The organism is Streptomyces sp. BYX5S (genome assembly GCF_054724165.1).
In genome coordinates this window covers 3,421,366-3,434,993 of record NZ_CM138829.1, presented here as the reverse complement: position 1 = coordinate 3,434,993, position 13,628 = coordinate 3,421,366, and the positions used below count along the sequence as shown (strand labels likewise).

Here is a 13,628-nt window from a genome sequence, read left to right as displayed (position 1 = left end):
GTCACCTTTCGCGAGGCGGTGGAGTGCGGCGCGAGCGTAGCCGTCCGCGGCCGTGCCCCGCGAGGGCATTTCGCACGGGCCGGTCGCGTCACCCGGAGACGGACGGCCGCCCGTTCTCGATGTGGCCCATCAGCCGGCGGGCGAAGTCGGGCTCACCGGCGACGGAGACCGTCACGTCGTACCAGCCGTGGGTCTTCGCGGCGGGGTGCGTGACGGTGGTCCGGTCGCCGGGCGCGACGCGGACCTGCCGGGTCAGCGCCCCGACGTCGGCCTTGCGGACGTACGACGTCGGGCGGACGGTGAACACCTTCGGCTCGGTGCCGTGGTTGGCCAGGGTGAGGCGCAGCTCGCGGGTCCTGCCGCGTACGGCCGACGTGACCTCGGCCGTGTCGTCGGCGAGCCCCGCGAACTCGCGGCGGAAGCCGTTCGGGCCGGTGACGGTGAACCGGTAGTGGTCCTCGGGCGGTGTCACCGTCAGCGCGCGGGTGCCCGCGACGTCGCGGTGCTGCGGCACGTCGAACTCGCCCGCGTAGGGGTAGAGCGCGAAGTGGGCGCTGGACTCACCGGAGTTGGCGAGGGTGACCTCGATGCGGCCCTCGCGGATCCGGGCGTACGCGTCCGGCTGGTACGGCAGCGGGCGCGCGGGGCGGGTGCCGGGTTCCTGGACGGGCATCCGCTGCTCGGCGGGCGGGACCGGCTTCCAGCGGGCGGCGGGCGGCGGCACCGGGCCCGGGGAGTGGACGGCGGGCTGCTTCTCGGCGGTGTCGAAGTCGAAGGCCGAGGTCAGGTCGCCGCACAGACGGCGGCGCCACGGTGTGATGTTGGGGTCCTCGATACCGGTCCACTTCTCCAGGAAGCGGTTGACGGAGGTGTGGTCGAACAGCTCGGAGCACACGTGGCCGCCCACGGACCAGGGCGAGATCACCAGCATCGGCACCCGGATGCCGAGCCCGGTGGGCTGGCCCTGCCACCACTCGTCGGGGTCGCCGGGCTCGGGCACGGGCGGCGGGACGTGGTCGAAGAAGCCGTCGTTCTCGTCGTAGTTGATGAACACGACGGTCCTGCGCCACACGTCGGGGTGCGAGGCCAGCGCGTCGAGCACTTTGTACGGGACGCTGGCGCTCGCGGCGGGGACGGAGACGCTGGGGTGCTCGGAGTCGACGGCGGAGGGCACGAGGTAGGAGACGGCGGGCAGCTGCCCGGCGGCGACGTCGGCGGCGAAGCGCTCGGCGAGCGTGCCCGTGGGCACGCGGCGCAGCCCGCGCTCGAACAGGCTCCGCTCGGCCTTGCTCAGAGCGGCGACGCCCTCGTCGAGGAGGCCGAGCAGCCGCTCCCGCTCGGCGGCGTCCTCGGTGTCCCGGACGACGGCGTAGAACGACTCCATGTACGTGTGCCCGCCGGTCTTCGCCAGCGCCTTGCGGGCGATGGCCTTGAAGGTGGCGTAGAACTCGATCTGGTTGTCGGTGAAGTTCTCCCACTCGGTGTACGTCCGCCAGTCGCGGCCCGCCTTCTCCAGCAGCTCGGCGTACGTGGGCCAGGCGTAGCCCTGGTGGACGCCCTCGTCGTAGGCGCCGTTGCCGACGGCGCGGCCGCCGGTCGGCTCGTCGCCGGAGTTGCCGCTCCACAGATAGTTGCGGTTGGGGCTGGTGGAGCTGTGCATGGAGGAGTGGTAGGCGTCGCAGACGGTGAAGGTGTCGGCGAGTTCGTACTGGAGCGGTATGTCGGAGCGGTCGTAGTACGCCATGGTCGCCGCGGTCTTGGCGGAGACCCACTGGTTCATCCAGCCGTTGTTCCAGGCCTTGTGGCCGCCGTTCCAGTCGTGGTTGAGGGCGTCGATGTACTGGAGATCGTGGTGCTGCGCCTCGGCGGCCGCCCGCACGGGGAACGGCAGGACTCTCTTCGCGCCGTCGGGCTGCTCGAACACCGGCCTGCCGTCCGGGAGTTGGACGGCGTTGCGGTCACCGAAGCCGCGGACGCCGCGCAGGGTCCCGAAGTAGTGGTCGAAGGACCTGTTCTCCTGCATGAGGATCACCACGTGCTCGATGGCGTCGAGCCCGCCGGCCGGCGGTTCGGCGGCCAGCGCCCGCTGGAGCGAGGGCGGCAGCAGCGAGCCGGCCGCGGCGGCGCCGACGGCGCCCGCGCCGAGGGCGAGGGCGCGGCGCCGGGACACGGGCGTGGCGAGGGGATCGGTCATGTCGGCGGCTCCTGGGTTCGGTGGGGGCGGGCGGTACGCAGGGACGCTACGAGTGCAGACGGTACGGACGGTGAGCACCGGATGAACTCATGCCTGCACCACACAATCAAGACCTGGGCACATACGAGCATGGAGTTGCTTGTTTTTGACGAGTAGTGTGCGCCGCATGCTGGCCGAGCGACGACACCACCTGATCCTGCGTGCGCTGCGCTCCGGAGGGCCGGCGTCGGTCGCCGAACTCGCCGAGCAGCTCGCCGTCAGCCCGGCGACCATCCGCCGCGACCTGGTGAAACTGGAGGAGGACCGGCTCCTCACCCGGGTCCACGGCGGCGCGGTCGCGGAGGAGGGCGACCAGCCGTTCGCGGACGTGGCGCAGGTGCGGGTCCCGGAGAAGGACGCCATCGCCGCGCACGCGGCCTCCCTCGTCGCGGACGGCCAGACGGTCCTGCTCGACATAGGCACGACCGCGTACCGCCTCGCCCGACAGCTGCACGGCCGCCGGCTCACCGTCGTCACCAGCAACCTGGTGGTGTACGAGGAGCTGGCCGACGACACCGGCATCGAGCTGGTGCTGCTCGGTGGCATGGTGCGCCGCGAGTACCGCTCGCTGGTCGGTTTCCTCACCGAGGACAACCTGCGCCAGCTCCACGCCGACTGGCTGTTCCTCGGCACCAGCGGTGTCCGCCCCGACGGGCAGGTCATGGACACCACCGTGGTGGAGGTCCCGGTGAAGCGGGCCATGGTCGCGGCGAGCGACCGGACGGTGCTGCTGGCCGACTCCGCCAAGTTCCCCGGCACCGGCATGGCCAAGGTGTGCGGGCCCGACTCCCTCGACACAGTAGTGACCAACTCCTCCGCTCCCGCGGCGACGTGTGCCGTGCTCGCGGAGGCCGGCGTGAAAGTAGTGCGCGTATGAAACTGACCATTCTCGGCGGCGGCGGCTTCCGGGTACCGCTGGTGTACGGGGCCCTGCTCACCGATCACGCGGAGGGCCGCGTCACCGAGGTGGCGCTGTACGACCTCGACGGCGGGCGGCTCGACGCGATCGCGCGGGTGCTCGCCGAGCAGGCCGAAGGGGTGCCGGACGCGCCGACCGTCGCCGTGACCACCGACCTCGACGAGGCGTTGCGCGGCGCGGACTTCGTGTTCTCGGCGATCCGGGTGGGCGGGCTCGAAGGGCGGGCGGCGGACGAGCGGATCGCGCTCGCCGAGGACGTCCTCGGCCAGGAGACGGTCGGCGCGGGCGGGCTCGCGTACGGGCTGCGGACGCTGCCGGTCGTCGAGGAGATCGCGCGGCGGGTCGCCGCGGTGGCCCCGGACGCCTGGTTCATCAACTTCACCAACCCCGCGGGCCTGGTGACGGAGGCGCTGGCGGAGCATCTGGGCGACCGGGTCATCGGCATCTGCGACTCCCCCGTCGGCCTCGGCAAGCGGGTCGCGCGGGCGCTGGGCGCCGACCCGAAGGACGCGTGGGTCGACTACGTCGGCCTCAACCACCTGGGCTGGCTGCGCGGGTTGCGGGTGAACGGCCGCGACGAGCTGCCCCGCCTCCTCGCCGACGACGCGCTGCTCGGCTCGTTCGAGGAGGGCAAGCTCTTCGGCACCGAGTGGCTGCGCTCGCTGGGCGCGATCCCCAACGAGTACCTGCACTACTACTACTTCAACCGGGAGGCCGTCCGCGCGTACCAGGAGGCGGAGGCCACCCGCGGGGCGTTCCTGCACGAGCAGCAGTCCCGGTTCTACGACCGGATGCGCGACCCGGCGGCCCCGCCGCTGAAGACGTGGGACGCCACGCGGGCCGAGCGCGAGGCCACGTACATGGCGGAGAACCGGGAGGCGGCCGGCGCGGGCGAGCGCGACGAGGCGTCGCTGACCGAGTCGGGCGGCTACGAGAAGGTGGCCCTCGACCTGATGCGCGCCATCGCCCGCGACGAGCGCGCCACGCTGATCCTCAACGTCCGCAACCGCACGACTCTTTCGGCTCTCGACGCGGACGCCGTGATCGAGGTCCCCTGCCTGGTCGACGCCAATGGCGCACACCCGGTCGCCGTGGACCCGCTGCCCGCGCACGCGACGGGGCTGGTCACGTCGGTGAAGGCGGTCGAGCGCGAGGTGCTGGCCGCCGCCCGCTCCGGGTCGCGGGCGACGGCGGTGAAGGCGTTCGCACTGCATCCGCTGGTGGACTCGGTGAACGTGGCGCGGCGGCTGGTGGACGCCTACCGGGACGCCCACCCCGGACTCGGCTATCTGCGCTGACGCCGCCGGGTCAGAGCACGAAGCCGTGCGGGAACGGGTCGCGCGGATCGAGGAGGTAGTCGGCCATGCCGGTGATCCAGGCGCGACCGGAGAACTCCGGTACGACGGCGTCGAGTTCACCCACCCGCGCGGTGTCGACGAGGCGGCCGGTGAAGCGTGTCCCGATGAAGGACTCGTTCACGAACTCGGTGTGCAGCGGGAGTTCGCCGCGCGCGTGGAGCTGGGCCATGCGCGCGCAGGTGCCGGTGCCGCACGGCGAGCGGTCGAACCAGCCGGGCTGGATCGCCATCGCGTTGCGGGAGTGCCGGGCGGTGGAGTCGGGCGCGAGGAACTGCACGTGCTTGCAGCCGCCGATGCCGGGATCGAGCGGGTGCCGGGGCGGGTTGTGCTCGTTGATGGCGTCCGAGAGCGCGAGCCCGGCCTTGAGGATGTCGTCCTTGCGGGCCCGGTCGAAGGGCAGCCCGAGCCGGTCGAGTTCGGTGATGGCGTAGAAGTTGCCGCCGTACGCCATGTCGTAGCGGACCTCGCCGTAGCCGGGCACCTTCACGGTGGCGTCCAGTTCCAGCGCGAAGGCGTCGACGTTGCGCAGGGTGACCCGCTCGGCGACACCGTCGCGGACGGCGACCCGCGCCTCGACGAGCCCGGCCGGGGTGTCGAGGCGCACCACCGTCTCGGGTTCGCCGACCGCCACCATCCCGGTCTCGACGAGCACGGTGGCGACGCCGATGGTGCCGTGCCCGCACATCGGCAGGAACCCGCTGACCTCGATGTAGAGGACGCCCCAGTCCGCGTCGGGGCGGGTCGGCGGCTGGAGGACCGCGCCGCTCATCGCGGCGTGTCCGCGCGGTTCGTCGACGAGGAACCTGCGGAGTCCGTCGAGGTGTTCCAGGGCGTGGTTGCGGCGCTCGGCCATGGTGGCACCGGGGATCGGGGCCACGCCGCCGGTGACGACACGTGTGGGCATGCCCTCGGTGTGGGAGTCGACGGCGCTGAGCGTGCGGACCGAGCGCATCACACCTCCCGGCCGTCGAGTGCGGCGACGGCGCGGTCCATGTCGGCCTCGACCCGCGCGCGCACCTCGGGCAGCAGGGCGCCGCGCGGCGGCCTGCACGGTCCGCCGAACCGGCCGACCCGCTCCATGCCCACCTTGATGGCCTGCACGAACTCGGTCCGCGAGTCCCAGCGGAAGGCGGCGACCAGCGGCTCGTACAGCGCCCGCGCCTCCTCCAGCTTGCCCGCGCGCGCCAGGTCGTAGAGCCGTGCGGACTCGGCGGGGAAGACGTTCGGGAACCCGGCGAACCACCCGGTGGCCCCCATCAGCAGACTCTCCAGCACCACATCGTCGGCACCACTGATGATCTCGAGCCCCGGCGCCTTCTCCTTGATCTCCAGCACCCGCCGCACATCGCCGGAGAACTCCTTCACGGCGACGATGTTGTCGATCTGCGCGATCTCGGCGAGCAGTTCGGGCGTCAGGTCGACCTTCGTGTCGAAGGGGTTGTTGTAGACCATCACCGGCAGCCCGACGGAAGCGACTTCGGTGAAATGCTCGATCACATCACGGGAGTTGGCCCGGTACAGGGTGGGCGGCAGGCACAGCACGCAGTCCGCGCCGTCCTCGGCCGCGGCCTCCGCCCAGTGCTTCGCCTGGTGGGACCCGACGCCGTGCACACCGACCACGACGACACCGTCCTCCCCGACCGCGTCGATCGCCGTACGGGCGACCGCGCGGCGCTCCTCGTCCGTGAGCGACGAGTACTCGCCGAGGGAGCCGTTCGGGCCGACGCCGCGGCAGCCGTTGTCGACGAGCCAGCGGCAGTGCTCGGCGTAGCGGTCGTGGTCGACGGCGAGCCCGGCGGGGGCGGAGGCCTTCTCGGCGTAGGGCAGGGCGGTGGCGACGACGACGCCGCCGAGCCCGCGGGAGTCCTTCTTCTGCTGCTCGTTTCCACTCGTCAACTGCTGTCCTCCGTACGGGACGTGGCGGATTCGGTGGGGTGCGCGGAGCCGTCGGCCGCCGGTGCGGCGAGGTCGCCGAGGCGGATCGGGCGGGCGATGGGCCGCCGGTGCTCGCTGGCGGGCGGCAGGCCGGGGACGTCCCGGTCGCCGTCGGGTCCGCGCAGGCGGGCGCCGATCTCGGCGACGGTCGGCCCGCACATCCGGGCCTGGCAGGGGCCGAGCCCGGCCCGGGTGACGAGCTTGGCCGCGCGCGGCGCCGCGGTGGACTCCTCGGTGGCGGCGCGGCACACGGTGGCGTAGTCCGTCTCCTCGCACCGGCACACCACCGTGTCGGGTCGCAGCCAGCCGGTCCAGGCCGCGCCGACGGGGTGTGCGCGGGCCAGCCGTTCGGCGAAGGCGCGGCCCTGGTCGCGGCGGGTCCGCAGGCGGCGCACGGTGGCGGTGTTCCAGTCCCCGGCCGCGGCGAGCCATCCGGCGAGCGCGCCCTCGACCCGGGCGGCGGGCGCACCGGCGATGCCGGTGATCTCCCCGGCGGCGTACACGTGCGGGACGGTGGTGCGCTGGTCGCCGTCGACCCGTACGAACGGCCCCGCGGGCGTGCCGCTCAGGGCGCAACCGGCGGCGAGCGGCAGCTCCAACTGCGGGCTGAACCCGTGCGAGACGCACACGGCGTCCACGGCGACGGTGCGCTCACTTCCCGCCACGACCGACCAGTCGGCACGCAGCCGAGCGGTGACGACCTCTTCCACGCGCGCGTCACCCCGCGCCTCGACGACGGCACGCCCCGTGCGGTACGGAACGCGATGGCGCCCCAACAACGCAAGATACCCACCGAGTTCAACGGCCTTGCCGGTCTGCGCGGCCAGCTCCCAGGGCCGCCGGGCCCAGCCGCGGGCGAGCGTGGCGGGGGTGCCCGCCTCCAGCACCTCGCGCACCGTCGCCCCCGCCTCGACGAGCGAGGCGGCCACCGGGAGCAGGAACGGCCCGGTCCCGGCGACGACGACCTCGTCGCCGACCACCACCCGCTCCCCCTTCGCCAGCGCCTGCGCCGCACCCGCGGTGTACACGCCGGGCAACTCCCAGCCGGGGAACGGCAGTACGCGGTCGTGGGCGCCGACCGCGAGCACCAGCGCGTCCGGGTCGAACGTGTACCGCGAGCCACTGGTGCCGTCGGCCGGGCCCCGCAGCACGTGCACGCGCGGCGGGCCCGGAGCGGCGGGGTCGGGGCGCTCCAGGGCCCACACGGCGGTCTCGGGCCACCAGGCGCAGCGCGGGTGGGCGAGGACCCGGCGGCGCCGCGCGTCGAAGGCACGCCGACCGCTCTGGAGGCGCTCGGGCTCGACGTCGGCGTAGGCCTCGGGCGGCATCCGGTGGTACTGCCCGCCGGGCCTCTCGGCCTCGTCGACGAGGACGACGTCCGCACCCGCGGCGAGCGCGGCATCAGCGGCGGCAAGCCCAGCAGCCCCCGCCCCCACAACGACAACGCGCCGCGCTATCCGCCCTCCGGACGTGCGGGACGCGGGACTGTGACGGCTCACCGCGACACGGCCAGGGTGGGGCGTCACAGTTCCTCCTCGCGTGACTGCGTGCGGACCTCGTCGCCGTCCCGGGCGCGTCTGCGGCAGGAGCGGACGTCGCGGTCGGGGCCCACCGTCACCAGGCAGTCGAAGCAGGCGCCGATGCCGCAGAAGACGCCGCGGGGCGCGCCGGAGCGGGCGTGGCGCCAGGAGCGGCGGCCGGAGCCGAGCAGGACGCCCGCGATGGTCTGGCCCTGGATGCCGGTGACGGGCTCGCCGTCGACGGTGATCGTCAGTGGTGTCTCGCGCCGCCCCGCGGGTACGCGTCGTGGGCTCATGCCGTCCTCCCCTTCTCCGTGGTTCCCAGGACGGCCGGCCGGTCGACCCGGAACGGCGTCGCGTCGATCTCGGTCGGCCGGCCGAGCAGCAGGTCCCGTACGAGGCGTGCGGTGCCGACGGACAGGCCGATGCCCGCGCCTTCGTGGCCGCCCGCGTGCCAGAGCCCCGCGAGGCGCGGGTCGGGGCCGATGACGGGCAGGTGGTCGGGTACGTAGGGCCGGAAGCCGCCGTAGGCGCGCATCACGGGGACGTCGGCGAGGGACGGGAAGAGGCGCAGCGCCTTGGCGGCGATGGCGGAGAGGGCGTCGGGGCGCAGCCGGTCGTCGAAGCCGACGCGGCGGCGGGAGGAGCCGATGAGGACGCTGCCCGCGCGCGTGGACTCGACGACGGCGGAGGTCTGGAGGTCCTCGGCGCTGCTGCCGACGGCGCCCACGTAGTCGGCGTCGTAGACCTTGTGGAAGACGGTGGGTGGGAGGGGTGTGGTGACGAGGACGTCGCCGCGGCGGGGGCGTACGTCGACGGGGGCGCCGAGGCGGGCCGAGAGTTCGCCCGCCCAGGGGCCCGCGGCGTTGACGAACACGTCCGCCTCGATGGGGCCGTCGGTGGTGGTCACGGCGGTGAGGCGGCCGGAGCGGGTGACGGCGCCGTGCACCTCGCAGCCCGTGCGGAGCGCGGCGCCCGCCCGCAGCGCGTCCGCGAGGAGCGCGGCGGCGGCTCCGGCGGGCTGCACCTGCGCGTCGTCGGGGTAGTGGACGGCCGCGGTGTGCGTGCGGGTGAGGTGGGGTTCGGCGGCGGCGAGGGCGGCGGCGTCCAGGGGCTCTGCCCGTACGCCCGCGGCGCGTTGGGCCGCGGCGAACCGGGCGAGTTCGCGGGCGCCGTCCTCGGTCGTGGCGACGACGATGCCGCCCTTGGGGTCCCATTCCGTCAAGTGCCGGGCCCCGTGGGTCCGTTCGGCCATGTCGTCGACGATCTCCGGCCACAGGCGGCGGGAGAGTTGTGCCAATTGCAGTTCGGGGCCGGGGGCTTTGTCGGAGACGAGGATGTTGCCCTCGCCGTGCGCGGTGGTCGCGGCGGCCGGGCGGCCGCGGTCGACGACCGTGGTGGCGCAGCCCGCGCGGGCCAGCTCCCACGCGCAGGCGGCTCCGACGATCCCGGCCCCGAGAATGACCGCGCGCGCTCCGGGCATCGAACCGCCTCCGTTCGTTTCATCGAACGCAACGGAGGCTAGGACGGTCGTTCAGGGGGTGTCAACGGTGCCCGGGTCGGAGGCGGGGTCCGGGTCGGGTGCGGGGTGCGGGATACCCAAGTGGGCGTGTCCGTGCGGCCGGTGCTGGAGGAGCAGCACCGAGTGCACCTCGCCGTCGAGCGCCGTGTAGGTGTGCGGGAGCGCCGCGTCGAACCCCACGTAGTCGCCGGGTCCGAGCTCCACCTCGTCGCCGTCCACGCGCACGTGGAGGCGGCCCGTCTGCACGATGGTGTGCTCGGTGCCGACGTGGCCGAGCGAGTCCTGCCGGCCGTCGGTCCGCACCACCTGGTCGTAGACCTCGAGGACCAGGTCACCGAATTCCATCCGGCGCAGCGGCCGCAGGTCGACGCCCTTGCCGCGGAGCACCTCGACCTCCTTGGCGCGCACGACGGTCAGGCCGCGGGGCGCGCGGGTCTCCAGGAGGTCGGAGACGGGCACCTCCAGGGCGCGCGAGAGGCTGAACACCGTCTCGATGGTGGGGTTTCCGGTGCCGGACTCCAGCTGGGAGAGCGTGGCCTTGCCGATCTTCGAGCGCCGCGACAGCTCCGAGATCGACAGTCCGCGGCGCGTCCTCGCCCGGCGGAGATTGGCCGCCACCATGTCACGGACCGACCCCTGGGGAACGTCCATAGCCTCTCCCTGGCTCCCTTGACAGCGTTCGCTTTACCGAACACTATGCCGCACGGTGTCGCGCGCGCGAGGGTTCCCGAAGCGGCGCCGCGCTGCCGTGCGGAACCCTCACGAAGTGGAGCCCGCATCATGACCGAGACGCCCGTCCCCGCCTCCGTGCCCCGGCCCGGCACCCCGGATCCCCGGATGCCGCGCCTGGCCGAACTGCCGGACTTCACGGCGTACATGGGGCAGGGCTGGGCCGAGGCCGACCGGACGCCGCCGACCGTGCCGGGCGCCGCCGAGGCGGCCGCGGCCCACCGTGCGCGGCTGAGCGCCGCGCTCCCCGGCCGCCCGCTGGTGGTCGCCGCGGGCCGCGCGCCGGTGCGCAGCAACGACACCGCGTACGACTTCCGGCCCGACAGCGACTTCTTCTGGCTGACGGGGTGCGCGGTCGAGGGCGCCGTCCTGGTGCTGCGCCCCGTCCCCGGCGGGCACGACGCGGTGCTGTACCTGCCGCCGCCGGCCCGGCCGGGCGAGACCGCGTTCTTCGCGGACGCGGCCCACGGCGAGCTGTGGGTGGGCCCCGCCCCGGGTCTCGACGACTGGCGGGAGGCGCTGGGCCTGGAGACGGCGCCGCTGGATTCCGTGAACGGGGCGCTGGCCGCGTGCATGGCGCAGGGCCCGCTGCTCACCGGCCCGCTCGACGCGGAGTCGGCCCGCCGCCACGGCCTCGCGGCTTCCGCCGAACTCGCCCGGACGCTCGCCGAGTTGCGCATGATCAAGGACGCGTGGGAGGTCGGGCAGCTCCGGGAGGCGGTGAACCGGACGGTCGAGGGGTTCGCCGCGGTGGTCCGCGAGTTCCCGGCGGCCGTGCGCGGCGGTGGCGAACGCTGGTTGCAGGGCACCTTCGACCGCTACGCCCGCACGTACGGCAACGGTCCCGGCTACGCGACGATCGTGGGCAGCGGCCGCAACGCCGCGACCCTGCACTGGGTGCGCTGCGACGGGCCGGTGGCCGAGGACGCCGCCGTGCTCCTGGACATGGGCGTGGAGACGCGCAGCTACTACACGGCCGACGTCACCCGCACCTTCCCGGCCTCCGGCCGCTTCTCCCCGGCCCAGGCTTCCGTGCACGACCTGGTGGAGCGGGCGCACCGGGCCGGGCTCGACGCGGTGCGGCCCGGCCGGGACTGGGCCGACTTCCACACGGCGGCGATGGAGGTCGTGGCGCGCGGCCTCGACGACTGGGGTCTGCTGCCGGTCTCCGTCGACGAGGCGCTCTCCCCCAAGGGCCAGCACCACCGCCGCTACCTGGTGTGCGGCGTCGGCCACCACCTCGGTCTCGACGTCCACGACTGCGCCCGCGCCGACTACTCCGCGTACCAGGGCGCCCGGATGGCTCCCGGCATGGTCCTCACGGTCGAGCCGGGGCTGTACTTCCACGCCCACGACACGACCGTGCCGCCGGAGCTGCGGGGCATCGGGGCGCGCATCGAGGACGACATCCTCGTGACGGAGAGCGGCTCGGAGGTGCTGTCGGCGGAGCTGCCGCTGGACGCGGCGGGGCTTGAGGCGTGGATGGCGGCGCAGCGGGCGTAGCAGGAACGCGTGTCTCGGATATCGGACAACCTTTACCGGTAAATGAGACGCGTGACAGGGTGGGAAACCTCGTACCGTCCGATCGGTGCGAGGGTCCCCGGCGTCGAGCGCCGGTGGACGCACACCGCAATACCCCTGGGATTGACCCGAAGATGTCCGCTTCTGCCACCGGCCCGGCCCCTGCCACGTCCGCCGCGCCGTCACCCGCCTCCGGCCCGTCACCGGCCGCGCCGGTCAACCCGCGCTCGCGGGTCCTGATCGCCAGCCTCATCGGGACGACGATCGAGTTCTACGACTTCTACGTCTACGCGACGGCCGCCGTACTCGTCTTCCCCGCGCTCTTCTTCCCCAGCAGCGACCCGACCACGGCGCTCCTTTCGTCGTTCGCCGTGTTCGGCGCGGCGATGGTGGCGCGGCCGGTCGGCGCGGCGTTCTTCGGGCACCTCGGTGACCGGCTCGGCCGCAAGAGGACGCTGGTCGTGTCGCTGCTCACGATGGGCATCGCCACCTTCCTGATCGGCGTGCTGCCCACGTACGGGTCGATCGGCTGGATCGCCACCGCGCTCCTCGTCCTGATGCGGCTCGCGCAGGGCTTCGCGCTCGGCGGCGAGTGGAGCGGCGCGGCGCTGGTCGCCACGGAGAACGCGCCGCCCGGCAAGCGTGCGCTGTGGGGGACGTTCCCGCAGCTGGGCGCGCCGCTCGGGTTCATCATCGGCAACGGTCTCTTCCTGGTCATCGCCGCTCTGCTGCCGTCCGCGGCGGGCGCCGACCCCTCGCAGCCCTCCGAGGCGTTCCTGTCGTGGGGCTGGCGGATCCCGTTCCTGTTCTCCGCGGTGATGGTCGCGATCGGCCTGTGGGTGCGGCTGCGCCTCGTCGAGGCGGAGGTCTTCACCAAGACGCAGGAGAAGAAGCAGGTCCGCAAGATGCCGCTGGCGACGGTCTTCCGGCACCACTGGAAGCAGCTGATCCTCGGCACCTTCGCGATGCTCGCGACGTACGTCCTGTTCTACCTGATGACGACGTTCTCCCTGAGCTACGGGCGCACGGCGAAGGACGCCGCGGTGCCGGGGCTCGGTTACAGCTACACCACGTTCGTCCTGATGCTGATCTTCGGCGTGGTCTTCTTCGCCGTGTTCACGCTCGTCTCGGGTCCGCTCGCGGACCGGTACGGGCGGCGCAGGACGCTGGCGTGGATCACGGCGGGCATCTTCGTCTTCGGTCTGGTGTGGGTGCCGCTGATCGGCCTCGGCACGCTGGGCGTCGTCCTGTGGCTGGTCCTCGGCTTCACGCTGATGGGCCTCACCTTCGGCCCGATGGGCGCGCTGCTCCCGGAGATGTTCCCGACGTCCGTGCGCTACACCGGCTCCGGCATCTCGTACAACGTCAGCTCCGTGCTCGGCGCGGCCGTCGCCCCGTTCATCGCGGTGGCGCTGTGGGAGGCGGGCGACGGCTCGCCGTGGCTGGTCGGCGTCTACCTGTCGGCGATGGCCGTCCTCACCTTCGTCGCCGTGCTGTGCGGCAAGGAGACGAAGGACGTGGCACTGGAGTCGGGCGAGAGCCCGGCGTAACCGCGCGCCCGTCCGCACCCGGAAGCCCGGGACGCCCCGCCGAACAGCGGGGCGTCCCGGGCTTCCGGGTCCCTCGGCCTCGTCAACCGCGTCCCAGCAGCTCGGCGTTGAGGATGGTGCCGCCGAGGCTCCAGCCGCCGTCGGCGACCTCTTCGAGGATCACGAGGGTGTTGGCGCGGGCGCGTTCCCCGTAGACGGCGACGAACGCGTCGGTGACGGCGTCCTGCAACTTCTTCCTGGACTCGGCGCTCAGTGTGTCGGCGGGCACCTTGAGGTTGACGTAGGGCATGGGGGCTCCTTTCAGCTGGTGCCACCCTGCGCCGCCCGCCCGCCGTGTGCCA

12 protein-coding genes are annotated in these 13,628 nt (G+C 73.4%); 4 read left to right on the top strand and 8 right to left on the bottom strand.

The features are described 5' to 3' along the window. Nucleotides 1-88: 88 nt before the first annotated feature. The gene (locus ACYBSK_RS15615; protein ID WP_460246505.1) at nt 89-2,194 is read right to left on the bottom strand and encodes a phosphocholine-specific phospholipase C; all 2,106 of its coding nucleotides are present in this window, start codon (nt 2,192-2,194) and stop codon (nt 89-91) included. 166 nt (nt 2,195-2,360) lie between these two features. Between ACYBSK_RS15615 and ACYBSK_RS15610 the strand changes: the two genes are divergently transcribed. Further along, nucleotides 2,361-3,110: a DeoR/GlpR family DNA-binding transcription regulator gene (locus tag ACYBSK_RS15610; RefSeq protein ID WP_457477682.1), complete on the top strand. Its 750-nt coding sequence runs from the start codon at nt 2,361-2,363 to the stop codon at nt 3,108-3,110. Continuing rightward, complete coding sequence (locus ACYBSK_RS15605) at nt 3,107-4,450, top strand: 6-phospho-beta-glucosidase (RefSeq protein ID WP_460246504.1); 1,344 nt, start codon at nt 3,107-3,109, stop codon at nt 4,448-4,450. The genes ACYBSK_RS15610 and ACYBSK_RS15605 overlap by 4 nt, the downstream gene beginning before the upstream one ends. A gap of 10 nt (nt 4,451-4,460) precedes the next feature. Here the strand turns inward: ACYBSK_RS15605 and ACYBSK_RS15600 are convergent, their stop codons facing one another. The 6 genes from ACYBSK_RS15600 to ACYBSK_RS15575 are packed head-to-tail and all read right to left on the bottom strand — an operon-like array spanning nt 4,461 to nt 10,138. Next, nucleotides 4,461-5,462: a proline racemase family protein gene (locus ACYBSK_RS15600; RefSeq protein ID WP_460246503.1), complete on the bottom strand. Its 1,002-nt coding sequence runs from the start codon at nt 5,460-5,462 to the stop codon at nt 4,461-4,463. After that, the gene (locus ACYBSK_RS15595; RefSeq protein WP_460246502.1) at nt 5,462-6,406 is read right to left on the bottom strand and encodes a dihydrodipicolinate synthase family protein; all 945 of its coding nucleotides are present in this window, start codon (nt 6,404-6,406) and stop codon (nt 5,462-5,464) included. The genes ACYBSK_RS15600 and ACYBSK_RS15595 overlap by 1 nt, the downstream gene beginning before the upstream one ends. Then, entirely contained in the window at nt 6,403-7,971 is a 1,569-nt protein-coding gene (locus tag ACYBSK_RS15590; RefSeq protein ID WP_460246501.1) for an FAD-dependent oxidoreductase, read from the bottom strand. The genes ACYBSK_RS15595 and ACYBSK_RS15590 overlap by 4 nt, the downstream gene beginning before the upstream one ends. Then, a complete protein-coding gene (locus ACYBSK_RS15585) occupies nt 7,968-8,261 on the bottom strand; it encodes a (2Fe-2S)-binding protein (RefSeq protein ID WP_460246500.1) in 294 nt (97 codons plus the stop codon). Before ACYBSK_RS15585 ends, ACYBSK_RS15590 begins: the two co-directional genes overlap by 4 nt. Continuing rightward, nucleotides 8,258-9,448: an NAD(P)/FAD-dependent oxidoreductase gene (locus tag ACYBSK_RS15580; RefSeq protein ID WP_460246499.1), complete on the bottom strand. Its 1,191-nt coding sequence runs from the start codon at nt 9,446-9,448 to the stop codon at nt 8,258-8,260. The genes ACYBSK_RS15585 and ACYBSK_RS15580 overlap by 4 nt, the downstream gene beginning before the upstream one ends. A 51-nt stretch (nt 9,449-9,499) precedes the next feature. Beyond that, entirely contained in the window at nt 9,500-10,138 is a 639-nt protein-coding gene (locus tag ACYBSK_RS15575; RefSeq protein ID WP_460246498.1) for a helix-turn-helix domain-containing protein, read from the bottom strand. Between the two features lie 129 nt (nt 10,139-10,267). Here ACYBSK_RS15575 and ACYBSK_RS15570 point away from each other — a divergent pair, with 129 nt between their 5' ends. Continuing rightward, nucleotides 10,268-11,719 (top strand): aminopeptidase P family protein, encoded by a 1,452-nt coding sequence (locus tag ACYBSK_RS15570; RefSeq protein WP_460246497.1) that lies wholly within the window; start codon nt 10,268-10,270, stop codon nt 11,717-11,719. A 152-nt stretch (nt 11,720-11,871) separates the two neighbouring features. Beyond that, nucleotides 11,872-13,287, top strand: coding sequence for an MFS transporter (locus tag ACYBSK_RS15565; protein ID WP_460246496.1), 1,416 nt, complete (start codon nt 11,872-11,874; stop codon nt 13,285-13,287). Between the two features lie 82 nt (nt 13,288-13,369). Here ACYBSK_RS15565 and ACYBSK_RS15560 read toward each other — a convergent pair whose 3' ends face one another. Next, nucleotides 13,370-13,576: a tautomerase family protein gene (locus tag ACYBSK_RS15560; protein ID WP_460246495.1), complete on the bottom strand. Its 207-nt coding sequence runs from the start codon at nt 13,574-13,576 to the stop codon at nt 13,370-13,372. Between the last annotated feature and the right edge of the window lie 52 nt (nt 13,577-13,628).